This is a genomic window from Desulforamulus reducens MI-1 (assembly GCF_000016165.1).
Classification (GTDB): Bacteria; Bacillota; Desulfotomaculia; order Desulfotomaculales; family Desulfotomaculaceae; genus Desulfotomaculum; species Desulfotomaculum reducens.
In genome coordinates this window covers 379,467-405,455 of sequence record NC_009253.1, presented here as the reverse complement: position 1 = coordinate 405,455, position 25,989 = coordinate 379,467, and the positions used below count along the sequence as shown (strand labels likewise).

The following is a 25,989-nucleotide window of genomic DNA, read 5'->3' as shown; positions in this document are numbered from 1 at the left end:
ATGGAATGGACACCCGAACAACAACAAGAGATTAACAAAATGTTAGTAGATGCTAAAAATAAATGGATTGAGGATGAATTGAATCCGCTTAAAAATCAAGTTAAAGAGTTAGAACAATTTAAACCAAAAGAAAAATCAGATGCAGAAAAAGCCCTAGAGCAAAAGGAAATTGAACTCTGGCAAAAGGAGAAAAACTTAATACTCAAGGAAAATAATCTGCATGAATTCGCAGATTTTTTTAATGCTAAAAATATTGAACAACTAAATAAAGATATTAAAAAATTGAATAAGATTCTCGAAGCAAAAAAACTGAATAATAATTATGTCCCTGACGGACATAAGGGAAAAGCCGACAGTTACACCCAAGCCAAGAAAAATAACGATACCCTTGGTATGGTGAAAGCATTATTTAGCAAGTAATAAAAAATAAAAATTTAGGAGGATGATATTTATGTTTACACAAGATAAGTTTGTTGCTGGTCAATCTATTGATATGAAAGATGTTCTGATTCAAACTACACCTATTTTAACTCCCTTTACAACTTTACTATTACCCAAAACCGTTAAGGCAGAAAATGCCACTTTAAATTGGATTGAGGAAGCAATTAACGAGAGTGCCGCTGTAACTTTGGGAGAAGGTGCAGATGCTCCTAATCCTGTAGATGATACCCTAGCACCTATCAGCAACTATTGCGAATTGATTGGGGCTACTGCAACGGTTTCTAATACTGCCCAAGCCACAAATGCTAAAGGTATCTCTGATTTATTGGCACATGAAATCGTGAAAAAAACTAAGGCAATGAAAATTAAAATGGAAAATATTTTAATCAATGGTACTAAGGGATATGTTTCCGCAACTAAAACATATACCACAGATGGTATTTTGGCACAGATTAATCCTGTAAACCAAGTTACCAATGCTACTTTTACTAAGACAAAATTTGAGGAAGTTGTTTCTAAAATGTATGATGCAGGAGTTAATGATGAAATGCTTTGTTTCTTACCTGCACAAATGAAAATTCAACTAAATAGTTTTAGTAATGTTGAATTTTTGGCACGTGATATGTTTTTAGGTTTTGACACTGAAAGATATGTTACCCCTTATGGTATCGTAACTTTTGTATTATCTGAAAAATTAAACAATAAATTATTTATTGTGAATCCTAACTATCTCGAATTGGCAGAATTAATTCCCTTCCATGCTACAGTAGAACCTGTTTCTGGTAGCAAGCAATCTATATACCTTGAAACTCAATTTGGCTTAAAACTATTAAATACTAAGGCAGCAGCCAGTTTTGCAATTTCCTAGTTTATTTTCTTATGCCTAATTGGTCAGTAAAGGTCAAGGGGGACGGTTTAATACCGTCCCCCCTCTATTTAATGAAAGGGGTGACTATTTTGAACAAGGTTGAACAAAAGTTAAACGAGATAGAACAAAAAATAAACGACATAAAGTACCTATTAGATAAAGTTGGCGAAAGAATTGATAATAGCGAAAAGATACTAAATAGAATGTCGGATACATTAGATCAGATAAAGGGGTGACTAATATGCTAGAACAATTACTTGAACTTCAAAAACAAATAATAGAATATGACAAGTTGTTTAGAGAAGAAATAGCAAAAGTAAAATTAAGTTTAGATAAAATGACCGAAACATTAAACCAAATTAATAATAAATAAAAATAAAAGAAAGGGGTTGAATAATGTTTGTAGTCGAAAATGGTATTAACGGATACCACCTTGGAATGTAGAAAGAAGTGGAGGTGAATATTTGTTCTAACCTTGAATGGTTAAATTCTATACTCACATATCACAATAGACAGCAACATATATAAAATGAAATCAAATATTAAGGAGATGTTTCCTGTTTGGGTAAATGATAATAAATACTATGATTTAATTCTAAGTAATGATTTAGATAGTTTCTTTAGTTGTCAGTTATTGGAAATGATTAAAGGATGGAAGGTAAATTTCTTCAATAGTGATTTTAAGGCGTTAGGTATAACCGAGAACGCTAGTAACGAAAGTGATGTAATTGGCGTTGACCTTTCCCTATGTTCTGGGAAAACATTTGACAATCATGTAGTAATGATGAACCAAGATGATGATTATAATTATAATTCAGCCAACTTCAATATAATAGATAGAATTAGCAGGGAGAATTATTTCTCTAAGTATTGTGGCTCAACATTATTAACAATATGGAGTTTGTATAATATTCCACTTCCAAAATCAGAAGAAGCAAAAATGATTTTATTGTGTATAGATTCGACATTCAAAGGATTTTACAGTCCTTATCCAATGCCTAAAGAAGCAAATAAAAAATATTTAGTTGATTATATGGATTTTCCAGAATTATACGAGTGCCTACAAAGACACAAACAATATGAATTTTTAAACCTAATTAGCAAATATAATCTTGCTGGAAAAATTAAACCAAAACAAGGATATTTACATACGGATATTAACTTGAAAGCATTAAGGGAGGTTTTTGACCTTCCTTTTTTGTTGCCCAAAAATAGATTCTACAAGAAAGAAGAATATGAAACTTATGTCAATAGATTACCTAGAAATGATTATAGGTTAGTTAAAGATGATATTTCTGAATGTATGTATTCTATTGCATTAACTAATAGAGATTTTATTAGTTATAGCGAACGAATTGAATAATTAATATTTAACCAGAGGGCTCATGTCGTGAGACAGCAATAAGTCCCTCTCTTTTTTTATGTCATTTTTTTAGAAAAGGAGAGGAAATTTAATATGAATATTAAATGTATTATAGATAATATTTGCTATTCATCTAAACCACAAGGTAAAGAATGTGGAGCAGTTACAAATAGAATGACATTAGATACCGCAAAAGAATATTCTATAGAGGAAATTAAAGATAGTATTTTACAAGGTAAAACTATTCGTCCTTCTTATTGTGGAACCAAGGAAGAACAATGGAAATCTCAACAAATGTTTATGATTGATATTGATAATGAAGCGAATTTATCTGACGATATTATATTAAATGATTATGTGAAATTGGTTGAAGGTAAAAAGAATAAAGTTAGGTTCTTAGTAGGCAGTGAACAACATAGAAGTTATAATGATATTATTAATTATTGTAAAGAGATTAATTTAATACCTAATTTTGTTTACACATCATTTAATCATAAAGAAGAACAACATAAAATGAGATTAGTATATGTTTTAGATAATGTAATTACAGATAAAGATACAGCAAAAAGAATACAATTATATTTAATGGATTGTATTGGTGATATTGATATACAATGTAAAAACTTAAATAGATTTTATTATGCTGGCAAAGAAATAGTATTTGATTCTGGTAATATATTAGATTCTAATGATATTATTGAATTATCTAAGGACATTAGCATTGTGAGTACCCCTTCTAAAGCCAATAAGGACAATGGCTCAGAGAAATGTCCCCACAATAATAATTATGTATTAAATAATAAACATATATATTATTGTGGGGACGAAAACCCCCCTGCTAATGACAAGAAAGTAAAAGACAATAATTACAACATTAAAGCCATAAAAAATAGAGATATAAAATATTTAAAGGAAAAATTAAATCATCCACATATGGTATTTAATAATAATCAGGAATTTTGTGATTATATTTTTAAAGAAATAAATTTAGGAGAATTATTAGAATTTCATTATCCTAAAAATATAAGGTGTATTTTCCATGATGATAATAATAATTCAGCAGGAATTATTAAACAACCAGATGGAACATGGATTTACAAATGTCATAGTGCAAGTTGCGGTGTATCTTATAATCTCTTAGGAGTTATTGAAGTTTTAGGGAAATTTAGGAGCAGACCTAAAGCATATAAATTTATAAGAGAGATATTTAATTTAGAGATAGCAGAAACCGAATGGCAGAAGGAACAAAAAGAAATAATTGAACAAAATTTAAGAGCAATAGACACTGGAGAATTGGAAAAAAAATGTCCACAAGCGTATAAGAACATTAAGAGTAATATTAAGTATTTAAGACAGTTGTTGTATATTGCAAAGGATAATGTTACTACTGAAAAAATGACTGATGATGAAGATAATGTATTATTCTTTGCTTCAACAAGGTTTATCTGTAATTCAATGGGCATAAAAGAAGGCAATATAAAAGAAATATCTAAGAAAAATACTTTATTTGCTTATCATAAATTATTGAATAAAGTTGATAATTCAGAAGTACCAGAGGATTTATTAAAGCGTAGTCAGGCAATAAGTATTAATTCACCAGATGATAAGAATAAAAAGTATAGACACGTTAATTATTATTCTATTCCAAGTTATAATAATATGTTGTTTCCTGAGATTGAACAACAAGGCCAAGCATGGAAGGAAAATAATTATACGATTAAAGGTTTAAGTAGGGAAATGTTCTTTAGAAAAGAAGGACAGAAAACTGCTGATTGGCTCTATCCTCAATATAAGCAAGTATATGATAAGCAACAAGAAACCATAGTTGATAGAACAACCACATATAGGAGCGATAAAAGGACAGAAATTATTGTTCATATTATTATGTGGTATTTTGATGAAATAAATTATTGTTTAGAAAAGGATATAGTTTGTGAAATAGTTTTAGATCAAGAATTACGAATTAAAAGGAGCGAAGCAGAAAGACAGTTAAAAAAATCATTACCAGAAATATTAGATGCTTATGGTTTGAGTAGAATCAGAGCCAACAAACAAATAAAGGAAAAACTAGGGATAGTCGCTGAGGGCTATCCTTTTATTATTGTCAAAAACGATGCCTTAGAGACATTGTAGTTAAATCTAAATAACTGGCTCTAAAATCGTTCAAAATTTCAATTACATAGAAATACACTACCAAGGGATTAAAGCATGGCATACGGGGTTCAAATTCCGTATTAAGTCCATGTTTTAATCCCTTTATAGTTGAAGGAGGTTATTAATTTGGCTAGATATAGAAATGATTTAGAAGAAGCATTAAGCAAGATCAGCGAAAAGAAACGGAAATACTTCCGCTTCAAATTTAATATTCCATTTCAAGGTAGACCAATGAAACAGACAACTTTGGAAGAAATTTGCAAATATATTGGTGTAAGGAATTTACAATATTTTGATGATTGGGAAGCAACGGATGAATATAAAAATTTAGTTAATATTTACTTAAATAGTAAAACTGCAAATGATTTACTAGAAATATACAATTCAGTTAGTGAGAAGGCCAAACAAGGTGATGCTAAAGCAATAGATACCTTGCTTAAATTGCAAAAGGAGATTCAAGCCAATATTAAATCAGCAAAAAGGAAAGAAAAAGATATTGCCGATGATGATGGGCTAGAGTTGTAGGTGGTTGACAATGGCAAGAACCGTTAAATCAACTTCCGATAAACTAAAGATAATTAATGCTGATTTTAAATTATGGGCTAAGAATTTTGTAAAGATAGTTGATAATAATGGAGATGAAATTCCTTTTATCTTGAATGAGCAACAAGATTATTTTTATCAGAACATGGATAAATTTAATATAATCAGCAAGAGCCGCCAATTAGGATTTACGACATATAGTTTGGCATATTGTTTGTGGCTTGCTTGCACTAGAGCAAATACTAACTGTCTGATAGTTTCATACAATGTAGAATCAACACAATCCATTTTTGAGAGATTAAAACAAATGTATGCTTCTATTCCAGATAAATATAAGCCAGCGGAAAAACGTAATAACCGTATTGAATTATTGTTAGAAAATAATTCAAGAATTATCGTTAAGACCGCAGGAAATAAATCCTTGGGGCGTGGTATGACGCTTCAGTATGTTCTATTGAGCGAATTTGCCTTTTATCCAGACGATCAACAAAGAGATTCATTAGTTAGTTTGGAGCAAGCACTAGCCAAGAATAATGACAGTAAGATAGTTATTGAGACAACTTCTAATGGTTACAATTATTACCAAAAATTATTTATGTCTGCCTATAAAGGTAATTCAAAATATAAAAGTTTCTTTTTTCCTTGGTTTTCTTCTGCTATAAGTAAACAATTTAAGCATGAGATAGAATTGGCTGAGAAATGGTTTAGAGCAAACAATAAAGGTCATAGAATGGAGCCAGAACATTTAGAGCGTGATGAGGTTGCCCTTCGAGAAAAAGGAATCTCCTTTAAATTGTTAATGTGGAGAAGGTGGAAACTAGAGGATATTGACACTGAGGATTTTCAGCAAGAATATCCAAGTACGCCAGAGGAAAGTTTTAAGGCCACAAGTCGATCAGTTTTTGATACGCAGAAAATTACGGAGCGAATTAATTATATCCTTCTTCCCCTTCGAGTGAATGAAGTGAATAAAAAATTATCGCAAACTCTTGATTCTTATTTGAACAAGAGTTTTTTTATTTACCGAAATGTTAAATCTAACGAGCGATATTTTATCGGCGTTGATACTTCTTCTGGTAGTGGTGGAGATTATTCTGCTGTCAGTGTATTCGATAGCCAGGGGGAGCAAATAGCAACATTCTATGATAATAAAATTCCTGTCTATAAATTTGCCCAGGTAGTTTATGACATTGGAATGTATTTTAATTATGGTTTCTTAGTTGTTGAGAAAAATTCCTTTGGACAATCAGTAATTGAAAAGTTAAGGACTGAGTTTGGATATTTGAATATGTACAAGATGAAGCAGTTTGATGAAAGAGGACGTAAGCGATATAAAATTGGATGGGTTACTACCAGCGTCACTAAACCTAAATTAATTAGTGATTATAAAGAGCAGTTTGAAATGGACTTAATTCTATTGAATGATAATGAGACATTAGAAGAAATGAAAATATTTACAAGTTATGAAAACGGTAAGACAGGAAATATCAGAGGTGAAGGTTTCCATGATGATATGGTTATTGCTTCTGCATTAGCCATACAAGGGATGAAAAGCGGTAAATGGTATGTTTGACATTAAATTGTTTCACGTGAAACATATATTATAATTGACAACTTAATCATTTGTCAAGGTGTCAATTTTAGATAAGGAGGGGTTAACTTTGAATTTACAAGAGTATATAAATGTTGTCCATGATGGCAAACCAGATTGGTTTGTAAGTGAATGTAATAGTTATTACCACCAAAGCAGAATCAATAATATTATTGACATAAAAGAATATTTGAGTGGTAGTCATTTAATCAATAATAGGCCAGCGGAAATGTGGAACGGAAAAGTATTTGAACCCAGGAGAATAGTTTTACAGTATGCTAAGACAGTTTTAAATTTTAGTACAAGTTATCTGTTAAAAAATCCCGTAACAATTACAGGTGAAGAAAATGACGTTAAAGTGATGAAGAAAGTTTATAAGCAAGGTAAATTCAATAGAACTGATTTAGATATAATGGACAAGTTAGTTAAATATGGGGCTATCTATGAATATATATTTGTTGATAAAGACGGAAAGATTAAGAGTAAATTGATTAATCCAGAGGATGCTTATCCTATCTATAATGAGCAGGGAGAAATGATTTGTTTTATAGAACATTATACAACTGATTATAATGTTAGTTACTACAATATCTTTACTGATAGTACAGTCCAAAAATGGTCTGATGCTGGAGGGGATTTTAATTTCTTAGGAGTTTTTAATAATCCTAGTGGGCTACCTTGTGTTTATAAGAATTTGAATGAGTTAGATAATACAGATGGAAGATCAGATTTAGAGGATTTTATAAACATCATAGATAATATGGAGGATTTGATTAGTAAATATACTGACAGTATTTACAAGTTTCTAAATCCTATTCCTGTAGTGATAGGACAGAGATTAAATATAAAAGATGGCAAAGGTGAGATACCAACAAACTTAGTTGGTGTTGGTCTTAATTTAGATGATGGAGCAGACATGAAATTTATTCATGGTCAATTGGATTTTGAAAGTTTTGAGAGCGTTTGGAAGGTATTAAAGCAATCATTGTTAGATATTAGTAATACTCCTGCTGTCAGTATGAATAATACAGATATTAGCAATTTATCAGAAGTAAGTATAAAATTATTGTTTTCCCTAGCAGATATTAAAGCAGGATTAAATGAGCGATATATTAGAGAAGGATTTGAACAAAGGTTTAAAAAAATAGAGAAATTGTTGAGGTTGCAGGGTATAGAGATTAATTCAGATAATATTGATGTTGTGTTCCAGTATGCAAGGCCACTAAATGAAACGGATATTATTGATAATATTAAGGTGCTGAAGGAATTAGGAGTAATGAGTTTACAGAGTGCAATTGAGAATTGTCCAATGATATACGATGTTGGAAGTGAAATGGAAAGATTAGGTAAAGAGAGGAATGGATTAGATAATACGGATATTGTAAATAGTTAATTAGGATGGGTTGTTTTAATTGATAATGATTATTAATTAGAAGTATAGGGGATATGTGGGATGGGGATGCAGAACATTTGTTCGGTATTTTCGCCCATGTTATACTAATTCCGAGTAAATTAGTCGGAATTAAAACATGGGACTATCAGTAAGTAACATTAAATGATAACTATTATCAATTAGATATGTTCGATAATAAAACATTGCTATCCCCTTCCTCCCTCCCTACTAATGGCCTTCTGGCTGAATGGTGGAGATAGAAGTTTAGATTTGAATAATTCTAATTTGAAATATCAACATGAAATTTTTCTTTTATCATGTTTTAGCAAAATGACCCCTTAATCTAGTATTAAGTTGTCAATTTTAAAGGATATAAAATAGAATAAACCCTTATATTTCAAGGGTTTAGCAGTTTCTAATGTGATAATTGACAACTTAATTCACCTATTTTTGTGCTTCTCCATAGTTGGGGAACGATTGGTGAGTTGAATAATTCAACTGACAATATGTCCATTTATTTTTGCCCTGTATGGCTTCAAAATAATCGGGTAAGGTAATTATACCTAAATTTAATTTAAAACGATTCTAGGGCATTTTTATTGACTTAAAATAGCATTAAAAATGCTTATAATCCCTTGTAAATCAATGGTTTATAGGTATTGCAAATATATAATTGCATCTATTTTCCCCTTCGTCCCTTGTTTTATGGGGGCTGAGAAGGTGTCTGGTGGATTGATAGGGGAAACACATATACCTATTTAATTTTGATTGATTCTAGGGCATTTTAGAGTGGTTAGGATTGATTGTATAAGCGATACCCTAAAACTTTTTGAGGTGCTTTAAGCATACCTAATTTTACACGTTCGGAAAATTTTCGACTGGAGGAAATTAAGATGCTCAATTCATACTTTAGAAAACCATTCTATACAAATATACCAAAAACTGCCGAAGAAAGAAAACAAGAACAAGAACAAAAAATACAAGAAGCAAAACTAAGAGCAGAACAACAAAACACACAATTCCTAGAGAGATACCAGGATTTTGTAGATACATTCAATTGCTTATATCCCGACATTAAACATAAATACATCATAGAGAAAGTAATGGCTGGCTATGGTTTATATCCATTTATATATATTAACCTAAAAAACCTAACAAATAAAAAAGAAACAAAATTCCATCTCAACCATGAAACCAACCAATGGCATATTACTAGAAATAATTGTCTTTGGGATGATAGTAAATATGAGATACTGGAGCCACTAACCACCAAAGACCAAATGGACACTATTATTGAGGAATTAAATAAGGAGTTGATAATCAACCATGACCAATATAGAACGCTTAAACCTTGAAATAAAAGGAATTGATTTAACTATAGATGAATTATCCATATATTTACAAGAACAAAATTTAGAATCAAATATTGAATATAATCCTACCAGTAATACCAACAAGAGAAATATCCTTAAAACTGCCCTAGCAATTCTTGAATCAATTGCTAATCAGCCACAACTTATGAAGTCATACAAACAGGATGATATTACAGTTTCCCAATTCCATGAGAATTTACAATCTCGTATTGACCAACTAGAGCGGAAAATCAGAGAAATTCCCAATGATGAAAAGGTTTATGAGGACGGAGCCAGTTTCTTCTATATGTTTAGTAGTTAGGTGCGTCAAATTTAACGCTTAGGAAAGGGGGAATATAATTGAATCTGTTTTCACCTAATGAAAATGATTTTAACTTTATCCTTGCTGATGCTGGCAGGGATATTTTAATTAATGGCATAGCAACAAGGGCATTGATAAGCAATTTAAAAGTTAAATCTGATTATGACGATAAATATATATCTACGCTAACTGAACTGTCACAAGGGGACAGAATAGAATATAACGGTTTATACTGGCTTATTGTTTCGGAGGTTAATGGTAAACGCTATGAAAAATATAAAGGGGTTATGAGGGCTTGCAATTTTGATATTAAATTTAATTTTGCTGGCAATATTAAAACATTTCCTGCCATTGTTGAATCTAAAGTTTTTGACATTGAAACAGGGCAATATATGACACTGCCAGTTGGGAAAATACTTATGACAATTCAAGATAATTCCGACACAAAAAATATTATCTTAAATCAGAGAATTATTAAGATGGATTCAGCGTGGAAGGTAATAGGAATTGACAAAACAAAAAATGGCCTTGTCATTTTGCATTTAGAAAAAGATTCGTTTGGTAGTAGTGATGATAAAGAAAATGAAATTGCAAACCGTTGGCAATATGAACACATTTATAAATTAACAATCAACGAGGGAGAATCAGCAAATATATTAAAAGATGATACTTTGCAATTATCTGTAAAATTAACTGATAATGGAGTTGCAGTTGATAGTCCTTCTATTACATATGTTTCCAGCGACGCTAATATATGTAATATTGATAATAATGGTTTAATTACTGGTATTGCCGAAGGTAAAGCAATAATCACTGCTCAAATGACAGGTAAACCAGATGTTAAAGATACTATTTCTATTAATGTTAAAGTTAATCATAATTATGTATTGACTATAACCAATGAATCAGCAACTTTAAATATTGGAGATAATTTACAATTAAACTATACATTAACAGATAATGGAGTTATAGTTGATAATCCTAATGTTATATTTACTTCAAGTGATAATAATATTGCTACTGTAAATAGTAGCGGATTAATTACAGGTATTTCCATTGGAACAGTAACGATTACCGCACAAATGGCAGACAGGCCAGAAATTTATGATATATTAGAAGTGACTGTCCAGGAAGTACCTATAAGTCATAATTATTCTATTTCCATTAACGGTGGTGCTACTATTAAACTTAATCAGACGTTATCATATACTGCTACATTTTATGATAATGGGGTTGAGGTGGCAGATCAGAGCGGAACGTGGTCAATTACAAGTCCTAATCCTGATGGCACTACAAATGTTTATGCTACAATCCAGAGCCAAACAGGTAATTCTGTAAGTATTAAAGCAACTAGTACATCATCTTATGTCAATAAATATTTAGAATTAGTTTGTACTTTGAATAGTGATAATACCATTAAGGCGAGTAAGCAAATTCAAGTAAAATCTTTGTTCTAAGACATAAAAAAGGAGTAGGCAAAAATTCCTACTCCTTTGGATTATTTCATTTCCCAGAAGAGATTTACTGCCCCTTTGTTACAAGGACAATCAGAACAAAACTCTCCAGGAGATACTATTGATTGATAGTCAGATTTATTTATTTCTGTAGTAACAATAATATTCCGCTTAGAGATAGAACATTCTATGTTGTTATACCAGTCGCCAATGGTGGGCTGATGGCAGAGGATTGTTTTACCATAACCGTAAATTTGTTTTAATTTCATATTCAGCACCCCCTAAAGATTGTCTAAGGGGCTGAATTGACGGTGTTGCTTTTGAATATCTTCGGTGAGAAGGTGGACATATTTTCTAGTGGTTGATAAGTCATTATGTCCCATAATGGTTTGGAGGGAAAATAAATTACCACCATTTACCAAGTAGGTTTTTGCAAAGGTGTGTCTAAAAGTGTGAGCAGACAGACGCTTACCTTTTATTTTTGCTTTAGTGCCAACTTCAACTATTTTTCTGTGGACGTTCCTAATGGTTAAAGCAGTGCCATTTCTAGTTGAGAATAAATAACCTTCGTCTAATTCCTTATCAACTTCTTTGTTTCGTTTGGGAAGGTATTTTAGTATTTCACGTTTGATAGAACGTCCAAAGGGAACCATACGCTCTTTGTGGCCTTTACCGAATACCTTAAACATATTTTTATCTGTGTCTATGTCAGATATTTTAAGATTAATTGCTTCTGAAATACGAATTCCTGTATCATATAAAATTTGAATTAATAAGGCGTCCCTAAATTCAGTGTAAACTTTCTTATTGAATTGGTTGAGCATACGTTTAACTTCTTCTACTTCAAAAGTTTCGATAATAACCTTATCAGTTTTAATCTGCTTCACTTTGGCAAAGGGATTTTTCTCAATGTATTCATCTTCAAACAAGTAATTGAACATGATTTTAACTGAGCGAATATAGCCATTAATGCCATTGTCAGCATACTTCTTACCTGTTCTACTTATTGATTTTTGAAGTGAAAATACATATTGCCTGGCTTGTGGTGTGGTCATAGATTCAATAGAAATATTGTTCTCCTTGCAGTAGTCAATAAGTTTGTTCAAAGTAAACTGATACCACTCGATGGTTCGTTTTGAGAGATTCTTTGTTTCTTGATACATTAGAAATGTTTTTACTAATTCTTGGTTAGTCATTGCTTTACCACTCCTTAATTTTTAGTAGCGGTAAAATGACAATCTGATTTCGGAATTAAGTAGTCAAAAAATGAAGTGAATTTAAGAAAAAGGATTATAAGGTAAATAAAAAAAGGTTCAGAAGAAAAACACCTCTGAACCCTTGATATATAAGGACTGGTGACCCACCGGGGACTCGAACCCCGAACCTACTGATTAAGAGTCAGTTGCTCTACCAATTGAGCTAGTGAGTCATATTTTTTTGGCTGGGGCGGCTGGATTCGAACCAACGAAATGCCGGAGTCAGAGTCCGGTGCCTTACCACTTGGCGACGCCCCAAAATGCAACGCCCCTAACAATTAGTTATTATAAACCGCATGGCTTAACTTGTCAAATATTTTATATTAAATATAATATTTTTTTATATTTATATTGTATGCAACTTTTTTTATTACTTTGGAAAATAAAATCTAACACCCTAAATAAAAATAAAAGGTAAAAGGGTGAAGTCCCTTTTACCTTTTATTCTTAGACCAAGACCTTGCCCGGGTTCATAATACCCTTGGGGTCCAATGCCTTTTTAATAGATCTTAGCACATTTAACTGTGCCTCCGTCATGTGTTTATCCATTGCTCCGGCTCGCTTGGCACCAATACCATGTTCACCGGAAAGATTACCACCCAGTTGATATACTTCTTCGTACAGTTCCTCTAACACTTTATCCTTTAAGTCATGCCATTCATGGTCGTCCCGATCTTCCCTTAGTACGGTGGCGTGAATGTTACCGTCACCGGCATGTCCGCAACTGGGTATTTTACATTCGTACTTCTTGGCAATCCGCTCAATGGCTTCCAGTGCCTTAGGAATATTGGATACCGGTACCACAACGTCTTCCATGCAATAGACTGGGCTAAGCATACGAATGGCCTCGGCATAACATTTCCGGGATTTCCATATCCGCTCCTGGGTAGACATGTTGTCTGCCACGAATACCTCTAGGGCACCATTGTCCTGGCATACCTTGCCAATGGTTTCGTAATCATCCTGTACCTGAGTTTCTGAAGTGCCATCAATTTCACAGATAATATAGGCACCAGCATCACTGTAAGGTAATTTTTTATTCAGATACATTTCCGCTGCCTTGATGGATAGGCTGTCCATGAATTCCAGGCAAGTGGGAATAATCCCTGCGGTCATAATCTTTGGCACCACTTGAATGGCACTTTGCATATCTGCAAAGGGAACCAGCAGGTCTGCCACATACTTTGGCAGGGGCATCAGTTTTAACCAAATCTTGGTTACAACTCCCAGGGTACCCTCGGAACCCACCATTAAATGTACAAAATCATAGCCTGTCACATCTTTAACATTCTTTCCACCAAAGGTAACAATATCACCATTGGGCATGACCACTTCAAGGCCATAGATATGACGACTGGTAACACCATATTTAACCGCTTTGTTCCCCCCGGCATTGGTGGCTACGTTGCCGCCAATAAAGGAACTGTCCGCAGAACATGGGTCCCCGGCATATAAAAGTCCCTGGGCCTTGGCTGTTTTTTGTACTTCGCCGGTGGTTACACCGGGTTCAACCACCATAAAGAGATTCTCGGTATCCACTTCCAGGATTTTATTCATTTTTTCCAGAGATAAGACAAGGCCACCACTTAGGGGTACCGCACCGGCTGCCAAACCAGTACCACCACCCCTGGGGGTAATGGGCAGTAATTCACGGTTGGCCAACTTCACAATTTCTGAAACCTGCTCTACATTTTCCGGCTTTACTACTACCTCGGGCATCTTCTCCCAAAGTTTATCCGAAACTTCATCCCTGGAGTACATGTCCAATTTTTCTTCTTCGATCAGTACATTGCCTTCACCCAATATTGCCTTTAATTCTTGAACAATACCATCCGTCACTTTGTTAAATTGCACAGCTTATCCCCCCTTATGCAGTGGCCTTCATTTTTTTTACAGCTTCTATGAGCATGGGCACAATTTCGAAAACATCACCCACAATACCAAAGTCCGCTACTTTAAAGATTTGGGCTTCGGGATCTTTATTCACAGCGATAACCACATCGGATGTCTGCATACCGGCCAAATGTTGAATTTTACCAGATAGGCCCAGAGCCATGTATAACTTGGGTGATACGGTTTTGCCAGATAGACCGATTTGGTGGGGATAAGTAGTCCAACCCAATTCCACTGCATCACGGGTGGCACCCACTCCGGCACCCAGAAGATGGGCCAATTCTTCCACCATTTTAAATCCTTCGGCATTCTTCATACCTTTACCACCGGCTACAATGATATCCGCTTCTTCAATGCTTACCTCTTGGGTGGTATCTTTGATATATTCCAGGAAGTTTTCCGGCGTTACAAATAATGCTCCAGTGTATTCTTTAATGATGATTTCACCTTTACGGTTGGGATCGGCCTGGGCTGGTTTGGCAGATTTCGGACGCACTGTGGCCATTTGAGGACGATGGTTGGGAGTTTTAATGGTAGCCATAATGTTACCACCGATGGCTGGTCGGGTTTGTAGCAAGATTTTAGCCTCGGTATCAATGGTTAGTTCCGTACAATCAGCCGTTAAGCCGGTATTGGCCTTGGCTGCCACCAAGGGCATTACGGTACGACCAGTGGTGGTTGCAGCGGCAACAATGATTTCCGGTTTTTCTTCTTCAATCAGTTGACAAATAGCATTGCAATAGGGCTTCGGTAAGAAGTTTGCCAAGACAGGGTTTTTGATAAAAAAGACTTTATCCGCACCACGCTGAATAACTTCTTCTATATTATCAATCTCTTCTCCCAGCAGAATGCAGCCCAATTCGCACTGAAGTTCCTCTGCCAGGGCCCGTCCACGGGTTAATAGTTCAAAGGTGACAGATTGGATCTTGCCATCCCTTTGTTCACCTAACACAAACACGCCTTTGTATTGAGAAATATCTTGACTCACCATGTTTCCACTCCCTTCTTATAGAACTTCCTTAGCATTAAGGAACTTCATCAGTTCATCCACTGGTTTGCTGGTTCCGTCTGCCTGATATAGAATGGTATCCCGGGATAGCTTGGGGCTAAACACTTTAACTACCCGAGTAGGTGATCCCTGTAAACCAAGTTCTGACTTGTCTAAGTCTAACTCCTCAGAACTCCAGATGGATATATCCACTTGTTTTGCTTTTAATTTACCTTTTAGGGTTGGGAAGCCAGGTTCGTTGATATCTTTGTTAACCGTAAGGAGTACCGGATAAGAAACCTCAACCCGTTCAAAGCCACCTTCGACAGTACGCTTAACCATCACCCGATCTTCCTTCGCTTCCACAGCGGAAACATAGGTTTGAACCGGGAAGTCCAAATAGTTAGCAATCATCGCACCGGTTTGACCGGTTTCACCGTCTGTGGCCCGTTCACCACAAATAACCAGATCCACTGGGCTTAGCTTTTTAATGACTGCGGCCAATGCCTTGGCTGTTGCAATGGTATCTGAACCCGCAAAGGCTCGGCCGGAGATTAATACACCGGCATCTGCCCCCATGGCCACCGCTTCTTTTAAGGCTTTAACAGCAGATTCGGGTCCCATACTTACAGCCGTGACCTTAACACCTTCTCTGGAATTTTTGATGCGGATCGCTTCTTCCAATGCGTTCTCATCCAGTGGGTTGATAATGGTATCCCTGCCGCTGCGAATCATGACACCGGTTTTGGGATCTAATTTCACATTATCAGTTCCTGGAACTTGTTTAATAAGCACTACAATGTTCAACACTGGCACCTCCTAAACAGTTTCTTGTTGGTTAACTCATCTGATGGTACTACCAGATATCGTTCGCCACATTCCCAATTTAATTTTATGCCTATTGGATAGGATTGTAAAATACTAACTTAATATGCAAGGTATAGGCAATATCTATATAGACTAGAAATTAAGTTATATTTTAAAAAAATGCTTATTTACTAAAAATTTAAACAAGAACACATCTTCTCAATTTACAAAGAAGCTGTGTTCTTGTTTAATGTGTAGTCTAGACCCTGTGTTGATGTCTTAGCAAAGATATATATGGTGTACTTATGCCAAGTATAATTAGCACTACTCCGCACCATTGCAACAGAGTTGACTTTTCGGCCAGTATTAAAGCTGAAGCCAGCAATGCAACTGGCAACTCTGAAGAACAAAGAATGGTGGACATGCCCGCCCCCACCTGGGGAACACCTTTGGCTAACAAAAAAGTTGGAATCACGCCACCCAATAACCCCAGGCCCAAGCCATAAAAAACTGCGTAAAAATCACTTGTTCCGGTTGCAAGCCAGTGTTGTAGCCAAGCTTTACAATGGGAGATAACAAGCCGAAGCTACATCCGGCCAAAAAAACAAGTAATGAATATAGCATACGTATCTTCCTTTTTAACTAAATATTATTTCTACACTCCACCATTACATTTAAGTGGTTCCTAACCGTGAATATTTAAACCATGAACATTTTCCGCCGCTTCCATGATCACTTCAGCCAATGTTGGGTGAGCATGGATCGTAACTGCTAATTCCTTTGTTGTTAGTCCCTTTCTTACCGCCAGAGTTGCTTCAGCAATCAAATCCGACGCATGGGGACCAATGATATGAACTCCTAGTACAACATCGGTTTCTTTATGTGCAACTATTTTAACAAAACCTTCACCTTCTCCCATACTCAAGGCCTTTCCATTAGCCATAAAGTTAAATTTCCCGGTCTTCACAGGGATTTTTCGATCCTTTGCCTGCTGCTCTGTAATGCCTACGGAGCTAATTTCTGGACTGGTAAAAATGCAGCTGGGAACGGCATTATAATCCATTGTGGATTCTTTGCCCATGATATTCTCTGCTGCCACAATACCCTGGGCAGAGGCCACGTGGGCCAACTGGTATTTGCTTATAACATCTCCGACAGCATATATTCCTTTAATATTGGTTTCCAATCTGTCATTTACTAAAATCTGACCTTTTTCACCAAGCTGAACACCTATATCTTCAAGTCCCAAATTTTTGGTATTTAACTGGCGTCCAATGGAAATAAGGGCTTTCTCTGCTTTTATAATGTCTCCATTTTCTAATTCTGCTTGAATTCCAGCTCCAGTTTGTTCCATTTTCGTAATGGCTACATTTGTTTTAATATTAAACTTTTTCTTCTTGAAAACGGTTTGCATGCGACGAGAAATATCTTTATCCTGTATCGATAAAATGCTAGGTGCTGCTTCCACCATCGTTATTTGGGTTCCCATACTGCCAAAAATATGAGCAAATTCACAGCCAATAACTCCTGCTCCAATAATCAGTAAGCTCTTCGGTACCTCTGTAAGTTTTAACGCTTCTTCACTGGTAATGATAGTAGTTCCATTGTATCCCAATGATTGTATTAAGGACGGACTTGATCCAGTGGCAACGATTATATTTTTACACTGTAATTCATAGGTTTTATCAGCATTATTGACTTCTACTATATTGGCTGTTTTGATTTTACCTGTACCATTAAGGTGGTCAATTTTATTTTTGTCAAAAAGATATTTAATACCGCTAACCAATTTATCTACTATTTCAGCCTTTCTGGCCTGAACCTTCCTAAAGTCGATAACTGGCTTACCTACCTCTATACCGAACTCACTGGCTTCCTCAACTGCTTTCAGTTTATCAACTGAGGCAATCAGTGCTTTGGTGGGTATGCATCCTCTATTTAGACAGGTTCCCCCCAATTGATCCTTTTCTATTACTGCCACTTTACCTCCCTTTTGAGCAATCCTAATGGCAGCCACATATCCTCCAGGTCCCCCACCAATCACCACAGCATCATAAATCATGCTATTACCTCCCTTATATGTTCCTAAGCTTTGTTGTTAGTGTAAATGAATAGGGGCTGCGAGAGCCCCGTTTTGGTTATTCCTTTTCAATTTCTGTTAACACTTGGTGGCACCTGGCAGAAGTTCTGTAAGAAAACATGTCGTTTATAGACATCGCTTTTACTGCTTTAAATCTCTGATCAGTGGTCAGTTTAGGATTCCATAGTCTAATTAAATAAGGATTCTTCATACTACCGGTTCCATCGGCAATTAGTTTTGCTGTTTCACCAATCTCCTTGGCGGTCAGGAAGCTAATCTCATTTGGCTCACTTTCCTGACGAATGACGGGAACAACGGTGGTCTGGAATCTGTATTCCGGGAACTTTGTTACAGTTGGTATGGTCTTTTCTACTTCGTTCATGTCAACCTCTTGTCCCAGAATGCGGCTATAGAGTTCCCTTGGTCCTAAAACATTCATAATTACTACATCAGCCAAGCCTTCATCTAGTACCTGCTGTAAAATATTGCTGTTCAGTCCATTGGTTTCAAGTTGCAATTTCATGTTGTTTCCTTTGAGATAGCGCAACACTTCCATGAACTCTGTTACATACTTAGGATTACCGGCAGAAACATAGATACCGTCCACCCATTCTTTGTGTAATGTACCTACGCCAAAGAAACCATCAAGCTTATTACCTGCATGAAGGAAGGCTATTGATGTACCTATCCCCTGACAAATGGTTGAGCCATCTGTAAGAATGGGAAATTCCACTCCGTCCGGCCCACGAAAAATAGACTTTCGATTAGCACTATAAAATTTTCGAAAGGCTTCCTTTCCTTCTGCCTTCATATCTTGCTCTACAAAATCAATGCCACGTTCTTTCATACACTGCTTTACAATTTTACAACGTGTACAGCCAGTGGCTGTATAAATGGTATAACTCATATTTTTTCTCTCCTAGTTATGCTGTTCTGACAAGCTCTTTTGGGAATGTTTTTATTGATTTATTAGATTGATGTATTCTTCTTTAGTTAACAGTTCACTAACTTCAGATATATTGTTAGGTTTAACAATAATCATCCAACCTGTACCATAGGGATCTTCGTTGACATTTTGTGGTGCATCTTCTAACTGGTTATTTACATCAATTATTTCGCCACTAATAGGCATATAAAGGGCCGATACTGTTTTAGCTGACTCTGCTTGTCCAAATTCTTCCCCTTTGTCAAAGCTCTCTCCAGCATTGGGTAGTTCAACGAAGATAATATTGCCAAGGTTATCCTGAGCGAAATCCGTGATTCCTATCTTTAATTGGTTACCTTCCACCATGGCCCATGTGTGTTCTTTATAATAATGAATATTGTCAAGAAACGTTAACTCTTCCGCTGATTTTGTCATACAACCCATTCCTTTCTATTGCTAACAGAAAAAACCTTATCATTACATTAACCCAAGAGTATACCAATAACCCCCAAATACTACTGCAACCACCAAAAAGGCAAGTACGGTCCGAACAGCAAGTACTTTTATTGCTTCTTGGAGACTCATATATCCTAGGCTAAAGAAATATAAAACAGGGGCTACCTCATAGGGAAACACATAGATATCTAAGCCCACGGCAAAGGCAAGGGAAACAGGCAGGGGATGTATGCCAGCCTGCACTGCTAAGCCGGAAATAACCGTGATAAATGCCGCCATAGCTCCCAGCGGTGTCATAATGAAGTTCATAATAACACCAAAGGTAAATGCCATCATTGTTGCACCAAAGGGTCCCATTTCCTTGATAATTGGCAGCAATGAATCAGCTACAACTTTGGTAACTCCCACAGACCCGGCCACCATTCCCACCGACATGGCACCAGTTACGAAAAAGAGAATCCAGAGATTGACACTCTGCAATTTCTCACGCTTCATGAGGCTTATCCCAGGAATAAAGAACAAAGAAACCAAAGCAACCATAATAAATGCGGCATTCATTTTATGGTATGTCTCAAAAATGAAGTTTAATAAAATCAACAGCACAATTAGTAAAGTTTTAATTTCCTTACCGCTAAGGGACCCCATTTCCTTATATTCGACTTCCAGTACCGACTTAACATTTCCTTTATTGTCAAAGGCTTTTTTTACAAGGAGATAATAAGCAGTCAAAATTGAGAAGACTGACCAAGAGAGACCGGGTAACAACATATATTTTAGCCAGGCCAGCCAAGATATAGTAATTTGTCCATTGGATACTTCTGAAATAACCTGGCTTATCCAAACCATTGTTTCATCGCCTGTTTGAAAGGAAAATCCAGAGGATATTGCCACAAAACAAGCCATTAACATGATACCCGTGGCTTCTTTGCTCATTGGCTTAAAATCTAAGGCTTTACAAATGGCAATACCAATAGGTGCCATAATAAACATCTTGGCCCAAACAGATGATGGAACCAGCAGAGGAAGAACAAAGGAAGTTATAATAAAACCCAGTACAATACCCTTACCGGAACCACCGGTCATCAGAAGTGATTTATAAGCTAGCCGTTTAGCCAGACCGGTATCCAGCATCACTTCACTCAAAATCATACCAGCCACAACTAACCAAGGAAGAATTTGCGCCCAGGGCTTAAAGGCTACTTCCGGTTCAGCTACCCCGAATAGCACAAAGGAGATGGGAATAAGCAGGCCTGTAATATTCTCGGGAATCAGTGCAAATACCCATAAAATTACACAGGTAGCAGTAATTGCTAAAAAAGTTTTTCCGGCATAGTCCAGTGGCGTAAATAGATAAATTATTATGGGTACTAATATTGTTATGGCCCACTGGATATAATTTATATTCTTATTCTTGCTGTTTATAGCCTGTTCCATATTTCTATTCCTTCCCTTTTATAAAGTGTGAAGATGTTTTCTCAAGGGGTGATAGTGATTAACACTGTATCACCCTTTGAGGTTTGTCAAATTAATTCCCCAGCTGCTGAGCAGCACCGAGATGAGTATTAACTATTCTTTTCCTTATGCTCAAACTCATCACCGGCGGCAACACACAGGGTATTATCAGCCTGATAGGGCAGTACACCTTCCACTTCAGTTACATCGGAGCAGCCAATGGGGGCAGCCCCGGGCACTCGAAAGGTCTTTACATCAATACGTTCAATGGGCACTTCTTTGGGAGTTTCCAGTTGGGGCACCCATTCATAGGGTACACGATAGGCCCTGTAAAGCAGGTTCATGGGGAAAGACTCCCCCCAATAGGGACTAATGTACTCCCATACTATTTCATGATCAGGAGTAACTTCAATAATTCTGCCACCAGAACCTTCGGTTATTAAGGTGTTACCGTTTGGCAACCTTTGGGCACCGCTGACAAAGGGGCTATAGAAACGGTTGGAATCTACCGGTTGCAGATAACCGGCTTCGCTGGGTGTATACTGCCATTTGATTTCCAGTGTTGTTGGGTCAAATTCCAACACCCTGGAGTAGTCCCGCAGAGCATTCTTCGTACCAGTTGGTGAACCGGGGTTCGGTGCACCGTAACCAGCCCAGCCTCCGTTATCAAAGACCAAAATATTACCCTCACCGGGTAGTCCCCGAGGAATCATATGGGCATGGTGCTGACCAATAATCCAGCCGAGTTTCTTTAGTTCTTCGCTGGTATCATAATAGGGACCAACCTTCCAGACCACTTTACCAGTCTGCTTGCTTATGATAGCAATGATATTGGATTCCCTGGCGTCCCATATAATATTATCAGGATGGAATCGTTCATCACCGGCGTCATACCACTTATTAGGTCCCAGTACAGACATGGAATTAATATGCATCCAGTCTCCCATCCCCGGTCCTGCTGCCCGCATATTAGGATCCCGAGCCAAAATATTCTTTGCTTCTTCTCTAAAACCATACTCATCAAAATGCTCGCTGCAAACCCATTCCCAAACAATGTTTCCTTCCCAGTCCACTTCAATGATGGCGTCATCCGCCAGAAGTTTATCAGAAATCTTTGGATTTACTAAATTTTTGTGGCAGAGGATCAAAGTGTTGCCTTTATCCACTTGGGGCTCCATCCCTGGCACATAGTAACCTACTGGGTTGCCTGCCCGCTGGAAGTCATGGTGTTGTCTGGCCATCCACTGGGGCTTTTCACCAGGATCTTCAATAAATTCATATTGGTTAAATTTCCAGACAACATTGCCATCCCAATCCACTTGAATCAAATCAATACCATCCTGTACGCCAAAGGCTATACTTCTCTCGCCTGTATGGCCAAAAACCTGTCCACCCGGCAGCAACTTATTAGGAAAGCCATGCAAATTTTTCCAAAGTTTTACTTCGCCGCCGTTCATATTGATCAAAAGCGCGCCAAGATCTTCTACTTGAATAATTGTATATCCGTTCCAACATTTTTCAGGATTGTAAATGGTAGCACCCGTTGGGAAAATACTTGGATAAGTCATTATTTTTCCTCCTGTTTTGTATTTTGCTTGTGATTATTTTACCTTTCACTAATAAGGGTACAAAAAAGGCCGTACGTCTTCTTTTTTTGTCTGCTCCCTGACTTCATTATATTTAATTGGTTAGGTTGGGTAAAATACCAACTACCTATGACAGTAATAGGCCTAACCTATGTCGACAAAACTTATGTTATAATGTGTTTTGATTAGCAATATATTTCACTTATCTAACTGCTTTTAAAGGAGAAGGACAATGAGGTTGAAACAGTTGCAATATATACTTGAGGTTAGTAAGCAAAAGTCCATAACCAAAGCTGCCAAACAATTATTTATTTCACAACCCTCCCTTAGTTCGGCCATAAGTAACCTAGAGCAAGAACTGAATATCAAGATTTTTATTAGAACCCATGACGGAGTGGAACCCACCGAAATTGGACGATTTCTAATAGAAAAAGCCTCCCGAATATTTCAGGAGGTTGAAGAAATAAATAATATGTGTGCAAATTCATCTGTTTGTCTAAACGGCAACCTAACTGTTTCTACCTTGCCGGCAATTAGTAACCATATCTTATTGGAAACACTATCCATTTTTAAAGAAAAGCATCCCCAGGTAAATATATCCTTCAACGAAGACGATACCTCAAACATCATGCGGGAAATTAAAGTAGGTAACATAGATATTGGTATACTTGCCCTTTGGGATTATGAAAAAGAAGCCTTTTTATTCAATCAATGCAAAAACAATATTCATTACGAAGAACTTTTTATTGATAATTTTTGTCTTTTCACAGCAACGGACCACATCCTATCGCAAAAACAACAGGTTCATATAGAAGATATACAGAACTATCCTTTGGTGGTTTTTAAAAATAATATATCAGACAAGGATATTGAAGTCTTTATGAAGTTAAAAGACATAAATGTTATGCGTTTTAACGATAGGGAAAGTATGAAAAAAGTGATTGCCCGTGGAAATGCCGTAGCGCTACTGCCAAGGGTCATGTCTTTAAATGACATCTATGTTCAGTCAGGAAAAATTCGTCCCTTAACAATTAGCCACTTTAAAACAAATATTCATATTGGCTTTGTATATAGAAAAGATTATTTACAAATAGCACAAAAGAAATTTATTTTGACCCTAAGAGATACTGTTAATACTCTACTAAAGGACCTTCCCCAATTACCAGCAAATTAAAATTACACATCAATACCAACCATTTTCATTAGGGCAATGGCGTTGGTGGTCTGGGAAACCCCTTCTTTCAAGCGGTAATCAAAGGTAATTTTATTTTCAATTATTTCATCGGTAAAATGATAATTTTTAATATGCTGAGGGTATTCATTTTCTAGCGTGCTGAGTTCTAGGTCGTGGGTTGTGACAAAGCCAATGGCTGGTTGTAGGGCTAGATTTTTTATTACTGTTCTGGCGCCGGTTATCCTGTCCCGGGAATTGGTTCCCCTAAATATTTCATCCAGCAGGAAAATTAGGGATTTTCCCTGCCGGGTAGCCTCAATAACCAGCTTGATTCGTTTTAGTTCTGCATAAAAGGAAGAAGTACTTTCTTCTAGGTTATCTTGAATCCGCATACTGGTGTAAATACTCATCAGGGAGCAGCTCAGAAAACTGGCACAGACCGGTGCTCCGGCATAGGCCAGCACCAAATTGATGCCCACCGTACGCAGCAGTGTACTCTTGCCAGACATATTGGAACCGGTAATAATATGGACGGTACCCGGTTGCGGCAAAGAAACATCATTACTGACCCGGGTCTCGGCATTAATCAGCGGATGTCCCAGGGTAGTGGCCGTAAGATACGGTCCAGCCTTTGTAACTTCAGGAAAAGCCCAGTGCGGATTGTCGTGGGCCAGTGTGGCCAGGCTGGATAGTGCTTCAAATTGGCCGATCACCCGGAACCACTGCTCTAAATGAGTACCATATTGGGATTTCCATTGTTCCAATGTCCGCAAGGTATATAAATCACAGAAGATCAGGGCGTTAATAAAATGGTAAACCACCGAATAACGTAGATTAATCAAAGCAGCAATTTTTTCAAGGGCTTTCACCTGTTGGGATGCTGTCTGTTTTTTCTGTATTAACCGGTTTTGTAGTTCCACCAGCAAGGGTGCTTGAAATTCTTCTCCCTCAATATACTTTAAAAGCCTTGAAAGACGTGCCAGTTCAGCTGCGGACCTTTCGGTATCTTTAAATTTACGGGATATTATTGCCTGACTGGCGGTTACCAGGATTACTTGCAGGATCAACAAAATAAGCGGGACGTAGGACGGCACCAGACGCTGACTCATTAAAATCAGGAGAATCAATGTGGTAATCGGTAACAACCATAACAGATAGATTAATTTGCCATGTAGAAATAGGGGCTTTTCTCTGGCCCAGTTCCATAGTTTGATAGCATCTTCCGGTTTGTAACCACTGCCCATACCCATAGCTTGTAAAAGCTGTCTCCAATCCAGCCGAGCAGCCAGGTCCTTTATGGCACTTTGGCGGGGTCTAATTTGCTCATAACAGGGTTCCTCCGCACTGAGCAATTTTGCCAAGGCCTCATTACCAGTTACCAGGTTAGCAGCGTTCAAATATTGAAATAGGGAACCTTGGCCGAAGATATTCAGATCGCCGGAGTAGGGATGTTCAGAAGCAATGTATTCCTCCCCCCGTTGCTGAAAGCCTGTCCATTGGCCACACAATCGGAGCAGGGCTCGCTCATTTATTTGAACAAGGCTTTCCAATTGGGTCATTTGTTTTTTTACCCTCTGGTGTTTATTAACCATTACCAGAAATAAAAAGACCAGTGGAACGGTAGAAAGATAAAGGTAAGATAATCCCTTTAAATAGGCGTATAACAGAAGTCCCACCACGCTCAGAGCCACCACACTACGAGAAAAAACAAAGGTGTTATCTGTTTTTTTTAGCCCATCTAATTCAATTTCGTAACGTTCTTTGTTCTTTTGATAAATCTTCTTTATGTGTTGTTCCATTTAACCTCTCCTCAAACAAGATAATCTTCCGTTTATTCTACCATAATGCAGGATCTAGCCAAAAATATTCAAAGAAAAAAGAACCTTCTGCT

General features: G+C 36.6%; 25 protein-coding genes and 2 tRNA genes. 13 read left to right on the top strand and 14 right to left on the bottom strand.

The window, feature by feature from the left end; translation table 11 throughout:
* The 12 genes from DRED_RS02025 to DRED_RS01980 all read left to right on the top strand — a co-directional run bounded on the left by DRED_RS02025 (nucleotide 1) and on the right by DRED_RS01980 (nucleotide 11,484).
* A complete protein-coding gene (locus DRED_RS02025) occupies nucleotides 1-420 on the top strand; it encodes a hypothetical protein (protein WP_011876766.1) in 420 nt (139 codons plus the stop codon).
* 31 nt (nucleotides 421-451) lie between these two features.
* Nucleotides 452-1,309, top strand: coding sequence for a DUF5309 domain-containing protein (locus tag DRED_RS02020; protein WP_011876765.1), 858 nt, complete (start codon nucleotides 452-454; stop codon nucleotides 1,307-1,309).
* A gap of 11 nt (nucleotides 1,310-1,320) precedes the next feature.
* On the top strand, nucleotides 1,321-1,545 hold the full coding sequence (locus tag DRED_RS18490; protein WP_198006917.1) for a hypothetical protein: 225 nt from the start codon (nucleotides 1,321-1,323) through the stop codon (nucleotides 1,543-1,545).
* 5 nt (nucleotides 1,546-1,550) lie between these two features.
* On the top strand, nucleotides 1,551-1,682 hold the full coding sequence (locus DRED_RS19460; protein WP_274376891.1) for a hypothetical protein: 132 nt from the start codon (nucleotides 1,551-1,553) through the stop codon (nucleotides 1,680-1,682).
* A gap of 156 nt (nucleotides 1,683-1,838) precedes the next feature.
* Nucleotides 1,839-2,672 carry a hypothetical protein gene (locus DRED_RS02015; RefSeq protein WP_011876764.1) on the top strand — a complete coding sequence of 278 codons (834 nt, stop codon included), beginning with the start codon at nucleotides 1,839-1,841 and terminating at the stop codon, nucleotides 2,670-2,672.
* A gap of 93 nt (nucleotides 2,673-2,765) precedes the next feature.
* Nucleotides 2,766-4,805 (top strand): hypothetical protein, encoded by a 2,040-nt coding sequence (locus DRED_RS02010; RefSeq protein WP_011876763.1) that lies wholly within the window; start codon nucleotides 2,766-2,768, stop codon nucleotides 4,803-4,805.
* A 147-nt stretch (nucleotides 4,806-4,952) separates the two neighbouring features.
* The gene (locus DRED_RS02005) at nucleotides 4,953-5,351 is read left to right on the top strand and encodes a hypothetical protein (protein ID WP_011876762.1); all 399 of its coding nucleotides are present in this window, start codon (nucleotides 4,953-4,955) and stop codon (nucleotides 5,349-5,351) included.
* Between the two features lie 10 nt (nucleotides 5,352-5,361).
* Complete coding sequence (locus DRED_RS02000; RefSeq protein WP_011876761.1) at nucleotides 5,362-6,942, top strand: terminase large subunit domain-containing protein; 1,581 nt, start codon at nucleotides 5,362-5,364, stop codon at nucleotides 6,940-6,942.
* A gap of 88 nt (nucleotides 6,943-7,030) precedes the next feature.
* Nucleotides 7,031-8,353 carry a phage portal protein gene (locus DRED_RS01995; RefSeq protein WP_011876760.1) on the top strand — a complete coding sequence of 441 codons (1,323 nt, stop codon included), beginning with the start codon at nucleotides 7,031-7,033 and terminating at the stop codon, nucleotides 8,351-8,353.
* Between the two features lie 893 nt (nucleotides 8,354-9,246).
* Nucleotides 9,247-9,708 (top strand): hypothetical protein, encoded by a 462-nt coding sequence (locus tag DRED_RS01990; RefSeq protein ID WP_011876759.1) that lies wholly within the window; start codon nucleotides 9,247-9,249, stop codon nucleotides 9,706-9,708.
* Nucleotides 9,680-10,027 (top strand): hypothetical protein, encoded by a 348-nt coding sequence (locus tag DRED_RS01985; protein WP_011876758.1) that lies wholly within the window; start codon nucleotides 9,680-9,682, stop codon nucleotides 10,025-10,027. Before DRED_RS01990 ends, DRED_RS01985 begins: the two co-directional genes overlap by 29 nt.
* Before the next feature lie 38 nt (nucleotides 10,028-10,065).
* The gene (locus DRED_RS01980) at nucleotides 10,066-11,484 is read left to right on the top strand and encodes an Ig-like domain-containing protein (RefSeq protein ID WP_011876757.1); all 1,419 of its coding nucleotides are present in this window, start codon (nucleotides 10,066-10,068) and stop codon (nucleotides 11,482-11,484) included.
* Between the two features lie 41 nt (nucleotides 11,485-11,525).
* Here the strand turns inward: DRED_RS01980 and DRED_RS01975 are convergent, their stop codons facing one another.
* The 13 genes from DRED_RS01975 to DRED_RS01915 all read right to left on the bottom strand — a co-directional run bounded on the left by DRED_RS01975 (nucleotide 11,526) and on the right by DRED_RS01915 (nucleotide 22,906).
* Complete coding sequence (locus DRED_RS01975; protein ID WP_041274382.1) at nucleotides 11,526-11,750, bottom strand: hypothetical protein; 225 nt, start codon at nucleotides 11,748-11,750, stop codon at nucleotides 11,526-11,528.
* A gap of 12 nt (nucleotides 11,751-11,762) precedes the next feature.
* Complete coding sequence (locus DRED_RS01970) at nucleotides 11,763-12,677, bottom strand: tyrosine-type recombinase/integrase (RefSeq protein WP_011876756.1); 915 nt, start codon at nucleotides 12,675-12,677, stop codon at nucleotides 11,763-11,765.
* 157 nt (nucleotides 12,678-12,834) lie between these two features.
* Nucleotides 12,835-12,910, bottom strand: a tRNA-Lys gene (locus tag DRED_RS01965).
* A gap of 9 nt (nucleotides 12,911-12,919) precedes the next feature.
* Nucleotides 12,920-12,995, bottom strand: a tRNA-Gln gene (locus tag DRED_RS01960).
* A gap of 189 nt (nucleotides 12,996-13,184) precedes the next feature.
* A complete protein-coding gene (locus DRED_RS01955; RefSeq protein ID WP_011876755.1) occupies nucleotides 13,185-14,591 on the bottom strand; it encodes an FAD-binding oxidoreductase in 1,407 nt (468 codons plus the stop codon).
* 13 nt (nucleotides 14,592-14,604) lie between these two features.
* Nucleotides 14,605-15,621, bottom strand: a complete 1,017-nt coding sequence (locus DRED_RS01950) for an electron transfer flavoprotein subunit alpha/FixB family protein (protein ID WP_011876754.1) — start codon at nucleotides 15,619-15,621, stop codon at nucleotides 14,605-14,607.
* 15 nt (nucleotides 15,622-15,636) lie between these two features.
* Nucleotides 15,637-16,428, bottom strand: coding sequence for an electron transfer flavoprotein subunit beta/FixA family protein (locus tag DRED_RS01945; protein ID WP_238442562.1), 792 nt, complete (start codon nucleotides 16,426-16,428; stop codon nucleotides 15,637-15,639).
* A 256-nt stretch (nucleotides 16,429-16,684) separates the two neighbouring features.
* Nucleotides 16,685-16,999, bottom strand: a complete 315-nt coding sequence (locus tag DRED_RS01940) for an EamA family transporter (protein ID WP_083755116.1) — start codon at nucleotides 16,997-16,999, stop codon at nucleotides 16,685-16,687.
* Between the two features lie 111 nt (nucleotides 17,000-17,110).
* Complete coding sequence (gene lpdA / locus DRED_RS01935; RefSeq protein ID WP_011876751.1) at nucleotides 17,111-18,487, bottom strand: dihydrolipoyl dehydrogenase; 1,377 nt, start codon at nucleotides 18,485-18,487, stop codon at nucleotides 17,111-17,113.
* Between the two features lie 76 nt (nucleotides 18,488-18,563).
* On the bottom strand, nucleotides 18,564-19,412 hold the full coding sequence (locus tag DRED_RS01930; RefSeq protein ID WP_011876750.1) for a thioredoxin domain-containing protein: 849 nt from the start codon (nucleotides 19,410-19,412) through the stop codon (nucleotides 18,564-18,566).
* Nucleotides 19,413-19,463: 51 nt separating this feature from the next.
* Entirely contained in the window at nucleotides 19,464-19,865 is a 402-nt protein-coding gene (gcvH, locus tag DRED_RS01925; protein WP_011876749.1) for a glycine cleavage system protein GcvH, read from the bottom strand.
* A gap of 42 nt (nucleotides 19,866-19,907) precedes the next feature.
* A complete protein-coding gene (locus DRED_RS01920) occupies nucleotides 19,908-21,320 on the bottom strand; it encodes an SLC13 family permease (RefSeq protein ID WP_011876748.1) in 1,413 nt (470 codons plus the stop codon).
* A 128-nt stretch (nucleotides 21,321-21,448) separates the two neighbouring features.
* The gene (locus tag DRED_RS01915; RefSeq protein ID WP_011876747.1) at nucleotides 21,449-22,906 is read right to left on the bottom strand and encodes an aryl-sulfate sulfotransferase; all 1,458 of its coding nucleotides are present in this window, start codon (nucleotides 22,904-22,906) and stop codon (nucleotides 21,449-21,451) included.
* A gap of 250 nt (nucleotides 22,907-23,156) precedes the next feature.
* On the opposite strand from DRED_RS01915, the gene DRED_RS01910 reads away from it, so the two are divergent.
* The gene (locus DRED_RS01910) at nucleotides 23,157-24,098 is read left to right on the top strand and encodes a LysR family transcriptional regulator (protein WP_011876746.1); all 942 of its coding nucleotides are present in this window, start codon (nucleotides 23,157-23,159) and stop codon (nucleotides 24,096-24,098) included.
* A 2-nt stretch (nucleotides 24,099-24,100) separates the two neighbouring features.
* Here DRED_RS01910 and DRED_RS01905 read toward each other — a convergent pair whose 3' ends face one another.
* The gene (locus DRED_RS01905; protein WP_011876745.1) at nucleotides 24,101-25,897 is read right to left on the bottom strand and encodes a MutS family DNA mismatch repair protein; all 1,797 of its coding nucleotides are present in this window, start codon (nucleotides 25,895-25,897) and stop codon (nucleotides 24,101-24,103) included.
* Between the last annotated feature and the right edge of the window lie 92 nt (nucleotides 25,898-25,989).